At 36.6% G+C, this 14709-nt stretch carries 13 protein-coding genes; 2 read left to right on the forward strand and 11 right to left on the reverse strand.

Going from position 1 to position 14709, the window contains the following annotated elements; translation table 11 throughout:
* The first annotated feature begins 146 nt into the window (after nucleotides 1–146).
* Together PXC01_RS15635 and PXC01_RS15640 are read left to right on the forward strand one after the other, a co-directional pair.
* Nucleotides 147–2273, forward strand: a complete 2127-nt coding sequence (locus PXC01_RS15635) for a thioredoxin domain-containing protein (protein WP_276473229.1) — start codon at nucleotides 147–149, stop codon at nucleotides 2271–2273.
* Nucleotides 2274–2464: 191 nt separating this feature from the next.
* Nucleotides 2465–3664, forward strand: coding sequence for a DegT/DnrJ/EryC1/StrS family aminotransferase (locus tag PXC01_RS15640; protein ID WP_276473230.1), 1200 nt, complete (start codon nucleotides 2465–2467; stop codon nucleotides 3662–3664).
* A gap of 7 nt (nucleotides 3665–3671) precedes the next feature.
* On the opposite strand, the gene ribB is transcribed toward PXC01_RS15640, so the two are convergent.
* The 11 genes from ribB to PXC01_RS15695 all read right to left on the reverse strand — a co-directional run bounded on the left by ribB (nucleotide 3672) and on the right by PXC01_RS15695 (nucleotide 14706).
* Nucleotides 3672–4808 (reverse strand): 3,4-dihydroxy-2-butanone-4-phosphate synthase, encoded by a 1137-nt coding sequence (gene ribB / locus PXC01_RS15645; RefSeq protein WP_276473231.1) that lies wholly within the window; start codon nucleotides 4806–4808, stop codon nucleotides 3672–3674.
* Nucleotides 4809–4810: 2 nt separating this feature from the next.
* The gene (locus tag PXC01_RS15650; RefSeq protein ID WP_412759645.1) at nucleotides 4811–6250 is read right to left on the reverse strand and encodes an LptF/LptG family permease; all 1440 of its coding nucleotides are present in this window, start codon (nucleotides 6248–6250) and stop codon (nucleotides 4811–4813) included.
* Between the two features lie 74 nt (nucleotides 6251–6324).
* The gene (lolA1, locus tag PXC01_RS15655) at nucleotides 6325–6969 is read right to left on the reverse strand and encodes an outer membrane lipoprotein periplasmic chaperone LolA1 (protein ID WP_276473232.1); all 645 of its coding nucleotides are present in this window, start codon (nucleotides 6967–6969) and stop codon (nucleotides 6325–6327) included.
* Nucleotides 6970–6981: 12 nt separating this feature from the next.
* Entirely contained in the window at nucleotides 6982–9369 is a 2388-nt protein-coding gene (locus PXC01_RS15660) for an FtsK/SpoIIIE family DNA translocase (protein ID WP_276473233.1), read from the reverse strand.
* Nucleotides 9370–9434: 65 nt separating this feature from the next.
* Entirely contained in the window at nucleotides 9435–9800 is a 366-nt protein-coding gene (locus PXC01_RS15665; protein WP_276473234.1) for a diacylglycerol kinase family protein, read from the reverse strand.
* Nucleotides 9801–9816: 16 nt separating this feature from the next.
* Nucleotides 9817–10320, reverse strand: coding sequence for a thiol peroxidase (gene tpx, locus PXC01_RS15670; protein ID WP_276473235.1), 504 nt, complete (start codon nucleotides 10318–10320; stop codon nucleotides 9817–9819).
* Nucleotides 10321–10438: 118 nt separating this feature from the next.
* Nucleotides 10439–10696, reverse strand: coding sequence for a DUF6952 family protein (locus tag PXC01_RS15675; RefSeq protein ID WP_027066683.1), 258 nt, complete (start codon nucleotides 10694–10696; stop codon nucleotides 10439–10441).
* Complete coding sequence (locus PXC01_RS15680) at nucleotides 10677–10991, reverse strand: thioredoxin family protein (RefSeq protein ID WP_073246691.1); 315 nt, start codon at nucleotides 10989–10991, stop codon at nucleotides 10677–10679. The genes PXC01_RS15675 and PXC01_RS15680 overlap by 20 nt, the downstream gene beginning before the upstream one ends.
* Nucleotides 10992–11064: 73 nt before the next feature.
* Entirely contained in the window at nucleotides 11065–11709 is a 645-nt protein-coding gene (locus PXC01_RS15685) for a peroxiredoxin (protein WP_276473236.1), read from the reverse strand.
* 225 nt (nucleotides 11710–11934) lie between these two features.
* Nucleotides 11935–13410, reverse strand: coding sequence for a Na+/H+ antiporter NhaC (gene nhaC, locus PXC01_RS15690; RefSeq protein WP_276473237.1), 1476 nt, complete (start codon nucleotides 13408–13410; stop codon nucleotides 11935–11937).
* Between the two features lie 75 nt (nucleotides 13411–13485).
* Nucleotides 13486–14706: an aminotransferase class I/II-fold pyridoxal phosphate-dependent enzyme gene (locus tag PXC01_RS15695; protein ID WP_276473238.1), complete on the reverse strand. Its 1221-nt coding sequence runs from the start codon at nucleotides 14704–14706 to the stop codon at nucleotides 13486–13488.
* Nucleotides 14707–14709: the final 3 nt, after the last annotated feature.

Genomic DNA, 14709 nt, shown 5'->3' on the forward strand with positions numbered 1-14709 from the left:
TCAAATTTTTGTTTTTCTCAATATTGTTTACCGTTACTGATGATTTCATAATGAAGGCAAGAAAAAAAATCATTGGTTTTAGTTAAATTTCAAATATTATGCAATAGATAAAATAAATATATCTTTGAATCTATTATATGGTACTTATGAAGATTAATAGCTTATTTTTTGTTTTTATCGGTATTCTGGTTTTAAGTTCTTGTAAAAACCAGAACAAGAACCAAGCTGAAGGTGTTGTGCAAGAAAGTCATGAATATACCAATGACCTAATTAATGAGACCAGTCCGTACCTTTTGCAACATGCACATAATCCCGTTGATTGGAAACCATGGTCAGATGACGCTTTTAAAAAGGCCGCTGAAGAAGATAAGCTGGTAGTTTTAAGTGTTGGGTATTCTACTTGTCACTGGTGCCATGTTATGGAAGAGGAATCTTTTGAAGATGCGGAAGTTGCCAAGTTGATGAACGAAAAATTTGTTAGCATTAAAGTGGATAGGGAAGAACGTCCAGATTTGGATATGGTGTACCAGACCGCACTTCAATTGGTAAACGGTAGCGGTGGATGGCCAATGAACGCTATTATTATGCCTAATGGAAGTCCTGTTTTTCTAGGTACCTACCATGAGAAGGAAAATTGGAAAAGTATTCTTACAAAGTTTAGCACAGAGTATGAAAAGAATCCTGAAAAAATGAAGGAATATGCCACTATGTTGGCAGATGGTGTGCAAGAGGTGTATGAACAACCAACAAAACAGATGGTAAATACCATTACTCCCAATAAAATTGAAAACGGTATAACAAAGTGGTCTACCATGTGGGATAAAGACTGGGGAGGCAATATTGGCGAGGAAAAATTTATACTGCCGGCAAATTTGACGATGTTGTTGGATTATGCGGTATTACAACAAAATGCTAATGCAAAAAACCATGTATTAAATACATTGGATAAAGTAATTCAGGGTGGAATTTATGATCATGTTGATGGAGGATTCTTTAGATATAGTACGGATAATACCTGGCATGTACCGCATTTTGAAAAGATGTTATATGATAATGCGCAACTCTTAAGTTTATTATCAAAGGCATACAAATTAACCGGTAATGAAGTATATAAAATAAAGGTGTCCGAAACTTTTAAGTTTTTAAAAACAGAAATGAGAAATAAAGGTGGTGGTTACTTTAGTGCTATGGATGCCGATACAGAAGGTGAAGAGGGTGTGTACTATGTTTGGAAGAAAACAGAGTTGGAATCTTTGCTTGCAGATGATTTTACCATGTTTTCCAAGTATTTTAATATCTACGATGAGAAGGTATGGGAAGATAGGAATTTTGTATTGCACAATACCTTTTCAAAAAGCGGATTTTTAAAGGAATCTGGACTGAATGAAGTTGAGTTCGATAATAAATTGAGCAACTGGAAATCAATATTATATAAAGCTCGACAAGAAAGGGAGAAACCATCAAAAGATTATAAGGTTTTAACGTCTTGGAACGCGCTTTTAATAGACGGTCTATTAGAGTCTTACAAAGCTTTCGGCAATGATGAATATTTAGAAGAAGCAGTTTCTGTCTTTAATTATTTACGGCAACATAATTTTGCCAATGGTGAGTTAGTACATTCCTTTACAAAGGATAGCAAGCAAAAAGAGGTCTTTTTAGAAGATTATGCTTTTTTGGCCAAAAGTGCATTCACTCTTTTTGAGGTTACGCTAAGTACGGATTATTTAAATGTTTCCAAAGAATTGATGCATACGGCATCCGAAAAATTCAAGAGTACTTCTGATTTATACTATTATAATGTTTCTAATGAATTAGTACCTAAAATTATTAATACATCAGATGGTGTGGTGCCTTCCGCAAACGCCATAATGGCCCAAAATTATTTTCATTTAGGACATTTGGAGTATAATAAGGAGTTTTTAAAGAAAGCTGAGCTAATGGGGGGCTTAATTACTTCTGATTTTGAAGAACATGCCGTAAGTTATGGTGCTTGGGGTAATGTATTGTTAGGGCAGGCATATCCATTTTATGAAATGGTTGTTGTTGGTAAAAATGCCAAAGCCCTAATGAATGAAATACATAAGACTTTTATTGTAAATTCTATTGTAGTAGGTTCTACCGTTGAAAGTGATATTTCTCTTTTTAAAGATCGCTTTAGTATAGATGATACCTTTATATATGTCTGCCAAAACAACACCTGTAAATTACCTGTAAAAACTGTAAGTGATGGTTTTGGTCAGATGAAGGCTTTTGGTTACCAGGGTTTTAAATAGAATTATTGCCAGTTGATCTTTAATGGTAACATCTGCTGTAACATATAAGGCTTAGAAGGTCTTTCATTGACCATATTTACATTTAAGGAATTGAAATGGGTTTGGTGGTTCTTTGTCTATAATAGATGGTCTTGTTGTTGGTTTTACCAATTATTTAAATAAGATTTGTAGTATAATATAAAATAGTTAGCATGCCAGGTTTTGAGTTGTTTGGAGAGAGTGAAAAAAGTCAAGTTCAAGATGTTTTGGATACCGGTGTTTTAATGCGATATGGTTTTGACGGTATGCGTAATAATCATTGGAAGGCACTAGAGCTTGAAGAAGCTTTGACCAAGCGAATGGATACAAAATTTGCACAATTGGTCAGTAGCGGTACTGCGGCACTGACCGTTGCATTGGCTAGTGCCGGCATAGGGGCAGGGGACGAGGTTATAATGCCTACCTTTACCTTTGTAGCTAGTTTTGAATCTATTTTGGCCATCGGCGCGGTTCCTATTTTGGTAGATGTAGATGATACCTTGACTTTAGATCCGGTGGCTGTAGAAAACGCCATTACCCAAAAGACCAAAGTGGTGATGCCGGTACATATGTGCGGCTCCATGGCAGATTTAAGTGCCTTAAAAGCTATTTGTGATAAGCATAACCTGTTATTGTTGGAAGATGCCTGCCAGGCAATTGGTGGCAGTTTTGAAGGCAAGCCGTTAGGTAGTTATGGTGATATAGGTTGTTTTTCTTTTGATTATGTAAAAACGATTACGTGTGGCGAAGGAGGTGCTATTATTACCAATAGCGAAAAATTTAAAACGAATGCCGATCATTACTCTGATCATGGTCATGATCATGTTGGTAATAATAGGGGAGCGGAAACACATCCTTTTTTAGGTTATAATTTTAGAATTTCAGAATTGCATGCGGCGGTAGGGTGTGCACAAATAGAGCGTTTAGATAATTTTTTATCTATTCAAGAAAAAAATTATAGCGTAATAAAGAATGCATTATCAACACTTTCAAATATTACCTTTAGAAGGGTGCCTACTGGCGGGGTAGAAAATTACTCTTTCATTTCTTTCTTTTTACCAACTGCAGAACTAGCTAAAAGTGCACATACGGCCCTGGGTGAGGCGGGTGTAGATGCTTGCTTTTATTGGTTTGATAATAACTGGCATTATTACAAAAAATGGGAACACCTAACCTCAAAGAGATCTTTAGGTAAATTGCCGCAAGAAGTTGTTAATCAATTGCCTGACTACTCAAAATCTGATTTTTCAAAATCTGACGCATGGATCGGGAGAACCATTTCCTGTCTAATAAAATTAAGCTGGACGGAAGAACAAGTTGCCGATCGTGCTACAAAAATGAAAGAAGTACTTTCTAAATTTAAGGACGTGTAATAATCTCTTAGTACGAAACGTACTCTACGATCTCTAGACCGTAACCTACAATGCCTACACGTTTTGCTTGTGTGCTATTGGTCATTAATTTCATTTTGTGAATTCCTAGATCATGTAAGATTTGGGCTCCTATTCCAAAGTCACGATTGTCCATTTCAATCTTTGGTGCTTTGTGAACGCCTTGTTTTTGCAGTTCTTTAAGTTCTTTTAATCTAGAAAGTAAATTAAGGGACTCTGAATCTTGATTTATGAAAACAATGGCTCCTTTACCTTCATCATTAATTTTATTGAACATATCCTCTAACTTTTCGTCTGGGTTATGCGTTAACGTACCCAAAATGTCATTGTTTATAAGGGTAGAATTAATTCTTGTCAATATTTTTTCATCTGCGGACCATGATCCTTTGGTCAAGGCAATATGAATATGATTGTTCGTGGTTTGCTTATAGGCCCTTAGTCTAAATTCCCCAAAACGGGTGGTTATGTCAAAATCAATTTCCTTGTCGATCAAGCTATCATGCTCCATTCTGTAAGCAACAAGAGATTCTATGGAAACAATTTTTAAATCGAACTTTTTAGCTACTTCCACCAGTTGTGGTAGTCGGGCCATGGTTCCATCTTCATTCATTATTTCTACAATAATTCCGGCAGGTTGTAATCCTGCCAAACGTGCAAAATCTATTGCTGCCTCTGTGTGGCCTGTTCTTCTTAAAACGCCACCTTCTTTTGCTACCAAGGGGAATATATGTCCCGGCCTTGCAAGATCGTGGGGTTTTGTGTCATTATTGGTAAGGGCAATGACAGTTTTAGATCTATCACTGGCAGAGATACCTGTGGTTACACCATTTCCTCTTAAATCTACTGAAACCGTAAATGCCGTTTCAAGGGGGTCGGTATTGGTGCTGACCATCATATGTAATCCAAGATCTTTACAGCGGCCCTCTGTTAAAGGTGCACAAATAAGACCTCTTCCGTGCGTTGCCATAAAATTGACCGTTTCTGGCGTAGCAAGTTCTGCCGCGGCCAAGAAATCTCCTTCATTTTCACGATTTTCATCATCAACAACGATAATTACCTTACCGGCGCGTATATCTTCAATCGCTTCCTCTATCGTATTCAATTGTATAGTATTAAGATCTGTCATTTCTATGAATCAGCTTTATCTTTTTTCTTAAATATTTTTTTAAAGAAATCGGCTATAAAACCAAAATCCATCATTCCTTTATCCTCGGTTGCCCGTTTGGTTAATAAGATACCTAACGGCAACATGATCAGCGTAGAAAGCCACGCTCCTAATATTGGGTGAATATTACCCTCTTTTGCATAGTTTCCTGCAAAAACACCTATAAAGTAATAGATCAAGAACAGTACTATGGCAATAACCATTGGTAATCCTAAACCACCTTTTCTAATAATGGCGCCTAAAGGGGCTCCAACAAAGAATAGAATAATACACGAAAACGCCAATGCGTACTTATTGTGAAGTGAAAGAATATGCATATTGTAGATTTTATATCTTTTTTGCATTTCTTCCTTTTTGCCGCTTACTGTACCTAGAATACTGGAAGTAGCGTTCTTGGCGCTGCTTAAAATTTGTATTTGTTGCCAATCTGGAAACAATACCAAAAAATTATCCTTTATTGAATCTTGAAGGGCTATATTATTTTTTGCCAAAAGTGCCTTTGATGCTATGATGGAATCTTTCTTAGAAAGCCTTTTGGAAGTGGTAGAATCTTTATTTTTTGCAATTAACGGGGTAAACATACCGGTTCTGCCTTCAATATTTTTGGAGAATGCACGGACTATTCGGTAGTTATCGCCACGCAAAGAATCAATATCTTTAGTTAACCGAGATATGTTCTTCATTTTGTCCGTACTAATGTCTCTTTCTTCCTCAAGTTCGTCATTATTGATTTCAGGAATTTCAATATTCATGGTGTACGTATCAAAATCTGCCTGAGCAAATGGAAACTTCATTTTATTGTCATTGCTCTTGGTCTCAACATCTTGGTACATATGTCCATCTTTAAGTACCAATTGAATGATGTCAGATTCTTCACTACTAATAAGTTCGCCTGTGTTGGATTTAATAACACGGGTATTAATGTTATTGGCAGATTTCGTATGGATTATTACATTTTTGAGAAAGCGATCATTTTCACCGTACTTTTCATCTACTTTAATGTTCATTCCTTCAAAATCACTAAAAACACCTTCAGATACTACGGCTGCAGGTTTAACCTTGGCAATATTTCTACGCAGGTTGTAAATTTTACGTTGAGAAAGGGGGATGACATTATTGGCAAAAAAGAAGGTAACACCACCAAGAATAGTAACAAATATGATCAAACTTAGCATAGACCTTTGCAGGGAAATGCCCGAAGCTTTCATTGCCGCGAATTCATAATTTTCTGCAATAGAGCCAAACGTTAATATGGACGACAAAAGAACCGTTAGGGGCAGAACTTTCTCGGTAAGATCTGGCATTAAATAAAATAGGAACTTTCCAATAATTACGATATCTAGACCTTTACCGGCCAAATCATCAATAAAAAGCCAAATCGTTTGAAATATGAAGATAAACATCAATATTACAAACGAACTGACAAAATTAAAGACGAACCTTGATAGAATATATCGGTCTAGTATTCTCAATAGTCCTAATTTCTTATGATGAAATAACCCTCATCCTTATATTTAGCTTCGTCAAAAGTAAATAAGGTTTTGGACAAAGTTTGATCTGTTTTAAAAGAATTAACAGTGATCGTGGTTTTTGTGCCGTTCTTCCCTGTTTCAATTAAATTGTAAATGTGCTTGGTGCCCATGTCTATACCCAATAATCTAGATTTTATTTCGGTATCTGAATCAATAGGGGTCAATTTTATATACTGTATTTTTCTACCTTGAACATTTTGTAATATATCCCACGCATAATTATGTCCTTCCTGATAAAATGTCAACATTTTTGAAGGGGTCATCGCATTTTCGTCTTCAGACTTGTCCTCAATTGTTACCTCTTCGTTCTCTGGAACGATAGTGTACACCTTATTACCGTCAAATATTTGTTTTGATCCCAGGTAATTGAACATGTATTTATTTCCCGCAAGGGTAACATCTCCTCTTGTCTCCTGGTTTATGCCCGCATCTGCGTTCTTTAGATCAAATTTAAAATCTACGAAGATGTTGTCATAACTTTGAACTTTGTTATAAACTTCGTCAAGCAGGGCTTTTGCTTTATCGGAACTTTGTGCATTTGCAATAGTTGCCGTAAGCATAATCGTCAATACAAAAATAATTTTCTTCATCTTTTTTTACTATTATTCGTTATCCAATATTTGTTGAAGGGCTACCATATCGGCCACGTACACTTGTCTGGCTTTACTACCTTCAAACGGACCTACAATTCCTGCAGCTTCCAGTTGGTCTATAATTCTACCCGCTCTGTTATAGCCTAATTTCAATTTTCGTTGAATCAATGAGGCAGAACCTTGTTGTGCTATTACAATTACTTCAGCAGCTTCGCGGAATTTGGAATCCCTTTCAGACACGTTATTATCAAGACTCGTGCCAGAATCTTCACCAACATATTCCGGCAGTTCATGCGCTTCAGGATAAGCTCTTTGGCTACCAATAAATTCTGTTATTTTGGCAACCTCAGGTGTGTCAACAAAGGCGCATTGAATACGGGTAACATCATTACCTTGTGTAAATAACATATCTCCTCTACCGATCAACTGATCGGCACCTGCAGTATCTAAAATGGTTCTAGAATCTATTTTAGAGGTAACCCTAAATGCTAATCTTGCAGGGAAATTGGCTTTAATGATACCAGTAATAACGTTGACAGACGGCCTTTGTGTTGCAATAATCAAATGTATACCAATAGCCCTTGCCAATTGAGCTAATCTGGCTACCGGTGTTTCTACCTCTTTACCGGCGGTCATAATTAAATCTGCAAACTCATCGATAACCAATACGATATAAGGCAAGAACTTATGTCCATCATTAGGGTTAAGTTTTCTAGCCTTAAACTTGGTGTTATACTCTTTTAAGTTACGAACCATTGCCAATTTCAGTAACTCATACCTATTGTCCATTTCAATACAAAGCGAGTTCAGGGTATGAATTACTTTGGTATTGTCAGTAATAATAGCTTCTTCCGAATCTGGAAGCTTTGCCAAGAAATGGCGTTCAATCTTATTATAAAGTGTAAGCTCAACTTTCTTGGGATCCACCAAAATGAATTTTACTTCTGCCGGATGCCTTTTATAAAGCAACGAGGTCAAGACCGCATTTAAACCTACGGATTTACCTTGTCCTGTAGCACCTGCCATTAATAAGTGCGGCATTTTAGCTAAATCTACTACAAAGGTTTCGTTACTAATAGTTTTACCAAAAGCTATGGGTAATTCCATTTCAGCTTTTTGAAACTTGCTTGAAGCAATAACGGAACGCATGGAAACTATTGATGAGTTCTTGTTAGGTACTTCTATACCAATAGTGCCTTTACCAGGAATAGGGGCTATGATACGTATGCCTAGAGCTGCCAATGAAAGTGCAATATCATCTTCTAGGTTTTTAATTTTTGAAATTCGTACACCTGCTTCCGGTACAATCTCGTATAAGGTTACTGTAGGACCAATGGTTGCTTTGATCTGGGCAATTCCAATTTTGTAGTTCTTAAGTGTGTCTACAATTCTGTTTTTGTTTTCCTCTAATTCTTCTTGGTTGATTGTTATACCACCGGTTGCTCCATGTTGATCCAAAAGGTCTATGTGCGGAAATTTATAATTTCCTAACTCTAAGGTAGGGTCAAATTCACCAAAATCATCCACCAGTTTGTTGGCTAAAACATCTACTTCTTCTGGTTCTTCTATAACAGATTCTACTTCCATGGCCAAGGTTTCTTCTGGCTCAGGTTCTGGTACGGTTACCTCAAAATCATTTGTTTCTTCCTCTTTTTCTAGATGTGGAATCTCTGCTTTGTGGGTGTAGGTGTTTAGAATTACAGGGGCTTCATCTTCAAGGGAAGTTGTAAGAATCTCCTCTTGTTCTTTATCTGCTCTTTTTTTACTTGCTTTACGTTCTTGGTTGGCCTTAAATTCTGTAGAAATGGCGTCTTTTCTTGATTTAAAAAAAGATAAAATACCTTCTGGGGTTACATTGAACAATCTTACAAGAATGAATATGAGCCCAAATATTAATAATAAAAGTACGCCGATCTTGCCGGCATAGTCTTGAAGGAAATCATTCATTTCAAACCCTATCAATCCTCCTAACAAAGGGCTGGTGGTGGCAAAAAAACCTAGGGCAATGGATATCCAAATAACAAATAGTAATCCCCAAATCCATTTTTTCAATAACTCCTTTAAAGAAAGGCCTAGGAAAAGATATATACCGGTTATGCAAACTAGGAAAGGAAAAATCAATGATGCTACACCAAAGCCTTTATACATGAAAAAGTGGCTAATGCTTGCACCAAATTTGTTCAATAAGTTTTTGGCCAATTCATTACGGTCCTTAAATTCTGTCAAAAGACTTTGGTCATCTTGCCAGTTAAAATAGAATGATATAAACGAAAAGAACAACGCAATACTAAAAAGCATAAGTAAACTACCCAAAATGATCTTATTCTGTTTGGATAATTTAAACGGTGCTCGTTTTTTAGTAGGTTTTGGCTTTGATTTAGTTGCCTTTTTTGCCATTAAAACTTTATTCTGATGCTAAATTACAAATTTACGATGAGCTACGAAGAACTGTATAGACTATCCTATAAAACCTTTGGCAGGTAAATAATAAGACCAATGATTGTAGATGCTATAGAAACCAACATTACGGCTCCGGCGGATATATCCTTTATAAAACCGATTTTAACATCAAATTCTGGCTGAATATAATCTGCAATTTTTTCTACTGCCGTATTCATGCCTTCAATACCTAAAACAAGTGCTATCGCAAATATTTGAAGAATCCATTCGGTACTTGAAATGTCATAATAGAAACCGGCAGCGGTCATTACAATAGCAATGAAAACTTGAATTTTTATACTTGCTTCGGTTCGTATTAAAAGGAAGGCGCCTTTAAGGGCAAAGCCTACACTTTTAATACGATTTACCAAAAAGGATTCTTTAGGCATAAGTGTCCTTTTATTTTTAGTTCATTAAGGCCTCTAGAGCCGCTTTATAATTTGGCTCTTCTGTAGTTTCGGAAACTTGTTCTGTATACAAAACGTTGCCTTTTTCATCAACTACTACAACCGCTCTTGAAAGTAACGGTGCCAACGGTCCGTCTGAAAAAGCTACGTTATAACCTTTTCCAAAATTACCATCTCTAAAATCTGAAAGCATTTCCACGTTCTCTATTCCTTCGGCACCACAAAACCTTGCTTGTGCAAACGGTAGGTCTTTTGAAATACAAAGTACAATAGTGTTGTCCAATTCTGCGGCCTCTTGGTTGAATTGACGTACAGATTGTGCACAAGTTCCTGTGTCAACACTTGGAAAAATATTTAAAACTACTCTAGAACCTTCGTAGTCCGAAAGTTTTACGGTAGATAAGTCATTCTTAGTTAATTGAAATTCCGGAGCTTTTTCACCATTTGCCGGTAATGTTCCTAATGTGTGTATTTCGTTTCCTTTTAATGTAACCGAAGCCATAACTTTTATCTTTTAAAATTGAGATTGTGAAATTATAAAATATAAAGTTGAAACGGGAGGGAATATGACAAAAAAAAGTCCTTTCATATTTGAGAGGACTTTTTAAATTCTTGTTTTATTATTTGTCAATAGAGCCTAAAACGCGCTGCATAAACTGATTCATGGCATCTTTTTTTGGTGTGCCCTGTTCTATGCTATTGGCTACTTCTATGGCTCCGTACATGTTAGAAATAAGTTCGCCTATTACATCAAGCTCCTCATCTTTCAACGAAGGCAGCTCAGTGAGTGCTTCTAAAGTCTCGATAGTTTCTAGAACAAAATCGCTATCTTTTTCCTCAATGAACTCTGTCAGTAATTTAATTATGGGTAATCTCACTGATCAAATCTTTTAATAGGTCGTACTTGTTTGTTTGAACCTGATTTTTAATTTTCCCTTTTTCAAAAGAAGCGAAGGTAGGTAGGTTGCTTACATCTGCTAGTTTTCTAGATTCAGGGAATTTTTCTGCATCTGCCAATACAAATGTAATATTCTCATTTTGTGAAGCTTCTTTTTTAAATTTTGGCTTCATAATTCTACAGTTACCACACCATGTTGCAGAATATTGAACTACAACGTTTGGATTGTTATCTATGATTTCCTGTAAATTATCTTGTTCTAATTCTAATAACATAATTAAGGTTGTTTAATGTTAATAAAAATGAACATGAAGTTTTGATACTCCATGTTCATTTAAAATAATATTTTTAGTTAGCGTGCGCAGAAAGGTAACTAGCTACACCATCTCTATTTGCGGACATGGCTTCTTTGCCTTCTTCCCAGTTAGCCGGGCAAACTTCACCTTTTTCCTGTACATGGGTCAGTGCGTCTATTAAGCGTAAGTATTCGCCAACATTTCTACCTAAAGGCATATTGTTTATGCTCTCATGTTGTACAACACCTTCTTCATCAATAATATATGTTGCTCTGTAAGTAACATTATCACCTTCCACTTGTACAGTTTCCGTTTCTTCGTCATAAACTTCGTTTTGGATATCAAGAATACCTAAAACGCTTGATAGGTTGCGGTTGCTATCTGCTAAAATTGGGTAAGTAATACCTTCAATACCACCGTTGTCCTTATCTGTGCTCAACCATGCAAAATGTACTTCAGGAGTGTCACAAGATGCACCAATTACCAATGTGTTTCTTTTTTCGAACTCACCAATGGCAGCTTGGAATGCATGAAGTTCTGTAGGACAAACAAAAGTAAAGTCTTTTGGATACCAGAAAAGAACTACTTTCTTATTATTTTTTTGAGCTTCTTCTAAAACATTAAGTTTAAAAGTGTCGCCCATGTCGTTCATTGCGTTAACACTAATATTTGGGAATTTCTTTCCTACAAATGCCATAATATGTTTTCGTTTTATAATTAATTTATAAAGCAAAATTAACACTTGAAAGAAGGTTTACAGACTTTCTAAATTAGAATTTTCAATGCTAGAATAACTATTTTGAATAGCTAAAGAAATAATAGAGTTTTAATGAGAATCAAATAATTTTTAGACCATTAAATTATCAGATCAATAGTTAAAAGTGCTATTGGGTATAAATAGTAGTACCTAAGATTTTTTTATTTAGGCTACCAATTTTTTGATCTTAATATTTAAACCGGCGAATATAAAGGTCATAATAGGGCTTAGCCAATTGAAAATAGCATATACAAAATACTCGGCTACACCCACGCCCAATACTCCGCTATGATAGGCTCCGCAAGTATTGTAAGGTATTAATACAGATGTTACGGTACCTGTATCTTCTAAGGTTCTACTTAAATTTTCTGGCGCTAAACCTCTATCTTTAAAAGCTTTTGAAAACATTTTGCCTGGAACAACGATCGCCAAGTATTGGTCAGATGCCGTACCGTTTAAAACAATACAACTTATACCGGTGCTAAAGAATAGCCCGAAAGTAGATTTTGCCATTTTAAGCAGAGACTTTGTAATTCTTGATAAGGCACCTATGCCATCCATAATTCCGCCAAAAAACATAGCGCAGATAATTAACCAAATGGTGCCTAACATACCTGTCATTCCTTTTGAGGAGAATAAATCGCTCAACGCCTTATTTTCGGTGGGTACATCTGTGCTTACGGTAATGGCCTTTAATATGCCCTGATATCCTGATTGAAACGTAAGTTCTGTTGCTCCCGTAATGCCCGCAACTATATTTGGTTGAAAAATTACGGCAAAAAGCGCGGCTAATAGGGTACCGATCAATAATGCGGCCAACGGAGGCGTTTTTTTAACGATGAGACCAATAACGGCAATAGGTACAAGAAACAACCAACCATTAATATCAAAAGAAGCGTCTATAGAAGCCAGAATAGCGTCAACATCCGCCTCTCCATTAGTTTCTATGCTAAACCCGATTATTAAAAATACGATGAGCGTTACCGATATGGTGGGTACGGTAGTCCATAACATATATTTAATATGTGAAAACAATTCTCCGCCTGCCATTGCTGGGGCCAAATTTGTGGTGTCGCTCAAAGGAGAAAGCTTGTCTCCAAAATATGCTCCTGACAAAACTGCACCAGCGGTCATACCTAAAGATATCCCTAATGCTTCGCCAATACCTATTAAGGCAATACCTACGGTAGCAGAAGTTGTCCAGCTGCTGCCCGTTGCTACGGAAATAATGGCGCATATGATTACACACGCCGCTAAAAAAATGGTAGGATTAAGTATCTGAAGGCCATAATAGATCATTGCCGGTATAATACCGCTTACCAGCCATGTTCCTGCCAATGCGCCAACCATTAATAAAATCAATAAGGCACCCGTGGTAGATTTAATGTTTTCCTCCACTTCTGCAATCATTTGCTTGTAGGAAACCTTGTTTACAAACCCAACTATTGCTGCAACTGCGCCGCCCAATAATAGTATGAACTGATTTGAACCACTTAATGCGTCATCGCCAAATACATATACATTATATGCCAACATGGCCACAAGGGCTATAACGGGTATTAGAGCGGCAAAAATGCTTAATTCCTTATTATCGACGATATGCTCGTTTTCCCTGTGATCATTGGTATTTTGGTAAGACATTAAATGTGAGTTTGGTTTCTAGGTAATATTACGATTTCTGTTACGGATGTGCAAACCCATTTTGCATTTGTAAGGTTAGGCTTTTATGCTTTTGACATCCAGTATATTAAGGTCTTCCAGGCATTTTTTCATTAAGATGTAAGTTCTTTGTATGTCATCGTCCAATCCTATAGAAAATCTAATTAATCCGTTGCCTAATCCCATTTCTTGTTGTTCTTCTATTGGAATTTCTGATGATGTAGAGCTCCCGGGTGCGCTGAATAATGTTTTGTAAAATCCTAGGCTTACTGCCAAATAACCTAACTTTCTTTCTTGCATTAATTCCATAAGTGCATTGGCATTTTCTAAACTGCCTACATCTAAGGTGATCAATCCACCAAAGCCGTATTCAGGATTCATTTGATCTTTCATAACTAAATGTCCGGGATGGGACGGTAGTCCCGGATAAACAACCCGTAATCCGTCTTTTTCAAAATTCTCTGCCAAGAATTGGGCATTTTCACTATGTTTTTTCATTCGAATGTGCAGGGTGCGCATATTTTTTAAAATGGATGCAGCGCGCATACTGTCCAGAGTGCTGCCCAGTAACATTCCAGCTCCGTTATTTACATCTTTAAGACCCAAGCAGAATTCTGAAGTACCGCAAACTACACCTGCAACGCAATCACTGGTGCCATTTATAAATTTTGTAAGACTGTGTATAATAATATCCGCACCCAATTTTGCCGGTGATACGGTGAGCGGGGAGAATGTATTGTCTACTACTAAGGGTAGATCATTTTTCTTGGCAATGCCGGATAGAGCAGATATGTCGGCAACTTCTAATAACGGATTACTGACACTTTCACAATAAATCATCTTAGTATTAGGTGTAATAGCTGCCGCCACCGCATCAAGATCTGTAATGTCCAAAAAGGTAGTTTTAATTCCGAATTTGATCAAGAAATTTTTCATAAAGGCATACGTTCCTCCATAAATGGTTCTGCTACTAATAATATGGTCGCCAGCATTACAAAGTTGCAAGATAACCGCTGTAATTGCTCCCATGCCACTTGCAGTAACGTTGGCACTTTCGGTACCTTCTAAAGCTGCCAATGCTTCGCCCAAATATAAATTTGAAGGTGAGGAGTGTCGGCTATACAAATAGCAACCTTCTGTATTTCCTTCAAATGTATCGAACATGGTTTTTGCCGATATAAAGGTATAGGTAGAAGAATCGGAAATTGAAGGATTTACTCCGCCATATTCTCCAAAATATTGTAAATCTTGTAAGTCATTACTGTTTTTGTGGCTCATGTG

Origin of the sequence: Maribacter huludaoensis (assembly GCF_029350945.1) — a bacterium.
Taxonomy (GTDB): domain Bacteria; phylum Bacteroidota; class Bacteroidia; order Flavobacteriales; family Flavobacteriaceae; genus Maribacter; species Maribacter huludaoensis.

Bases quoted from the DNA above. Each gene is read 5' to 3' on its own strand.
- PXC01_RS15650 (WP_412759645.1), bottom strand. From the start codon at position 6,250: ATGTTTATCTTCATATTTCAAACGATTTGGCTTTTTATTGATGATTTG.
- PXC01_RS15665 (WP_276473234.1), bottom strand. From the start codon at position 9,800: ATGCCTAAAGAATCCTTTTTGGTAAATCGTATTAAAAGTGTAGGCTTT.
- PXC01_RS15660 (WP_276473233.1), bottom strand. From the start codon at position 9,369: ATGGCAAAAAAGGCAACTAAATCAAAGCCAAAACCTACTAAAAAACGA.
- lolA1 (WP_276473232.1), bottom strand. From the start codon at position 6,969: ATGAAGAAAATTATTTTTGTATTGACGATTATGCTTACGGCAACTATT.
- ribB (WP_276473231.1), bottom strand. From the start codon at position 4,808: ATGACAGATCTTAATACTATACAATTGAATACGATAGAGGAAGCGATT.
- PXC01_RS15635 (WP_276473229.1), top strand. From the start codon at position 147: ATGAAGATTAATAGCTTATTTTTTGTTTTTATCGGTATTCTGGTTTTA.
- nhaC (WP_276473237.1), bottom strand. From the start codon at position 13,410: ATGTCTTACCAAAATACCAATGATCACAGGGAAAACGAGCATATCGTC.
- PXC01_RS15685 (WP_276473236.1), bottom strand. From the start codon at position 11,709: ATGGCATTTGTAGGAAAGAAATTCCCAAATATTAGTGTTAACGCAATG.
- PXC01_RS15640 (WP_276473230.1), top strand. From the start codon at position 2,465: ATGCCAGGTTTTGAGTTGTTTGGAGAGAGTGAAAAAAGTCAAGTTCAA.
- PXC01_RS15695 (WP_276473238.1), bottom strand. From the start codon at position 14,706: ATGAGCCACAAAAACAGTAATGACTTACAAGATTTACAATATTTTGGA.
- tpx (WP_276473235.1), bottom strand. From the start codon at position 10,320: ATGGCTTCGGTTACATTAAAAGGAAACGAAATACACACATTAGGAACA.
- PXC01_RS15680 (WP_073246691.1), bottom strand. From the start codon at position 10,991: ATGTTATTAGAATTAGAACAAGATAATTTACAGGAAATCATAGATAAC.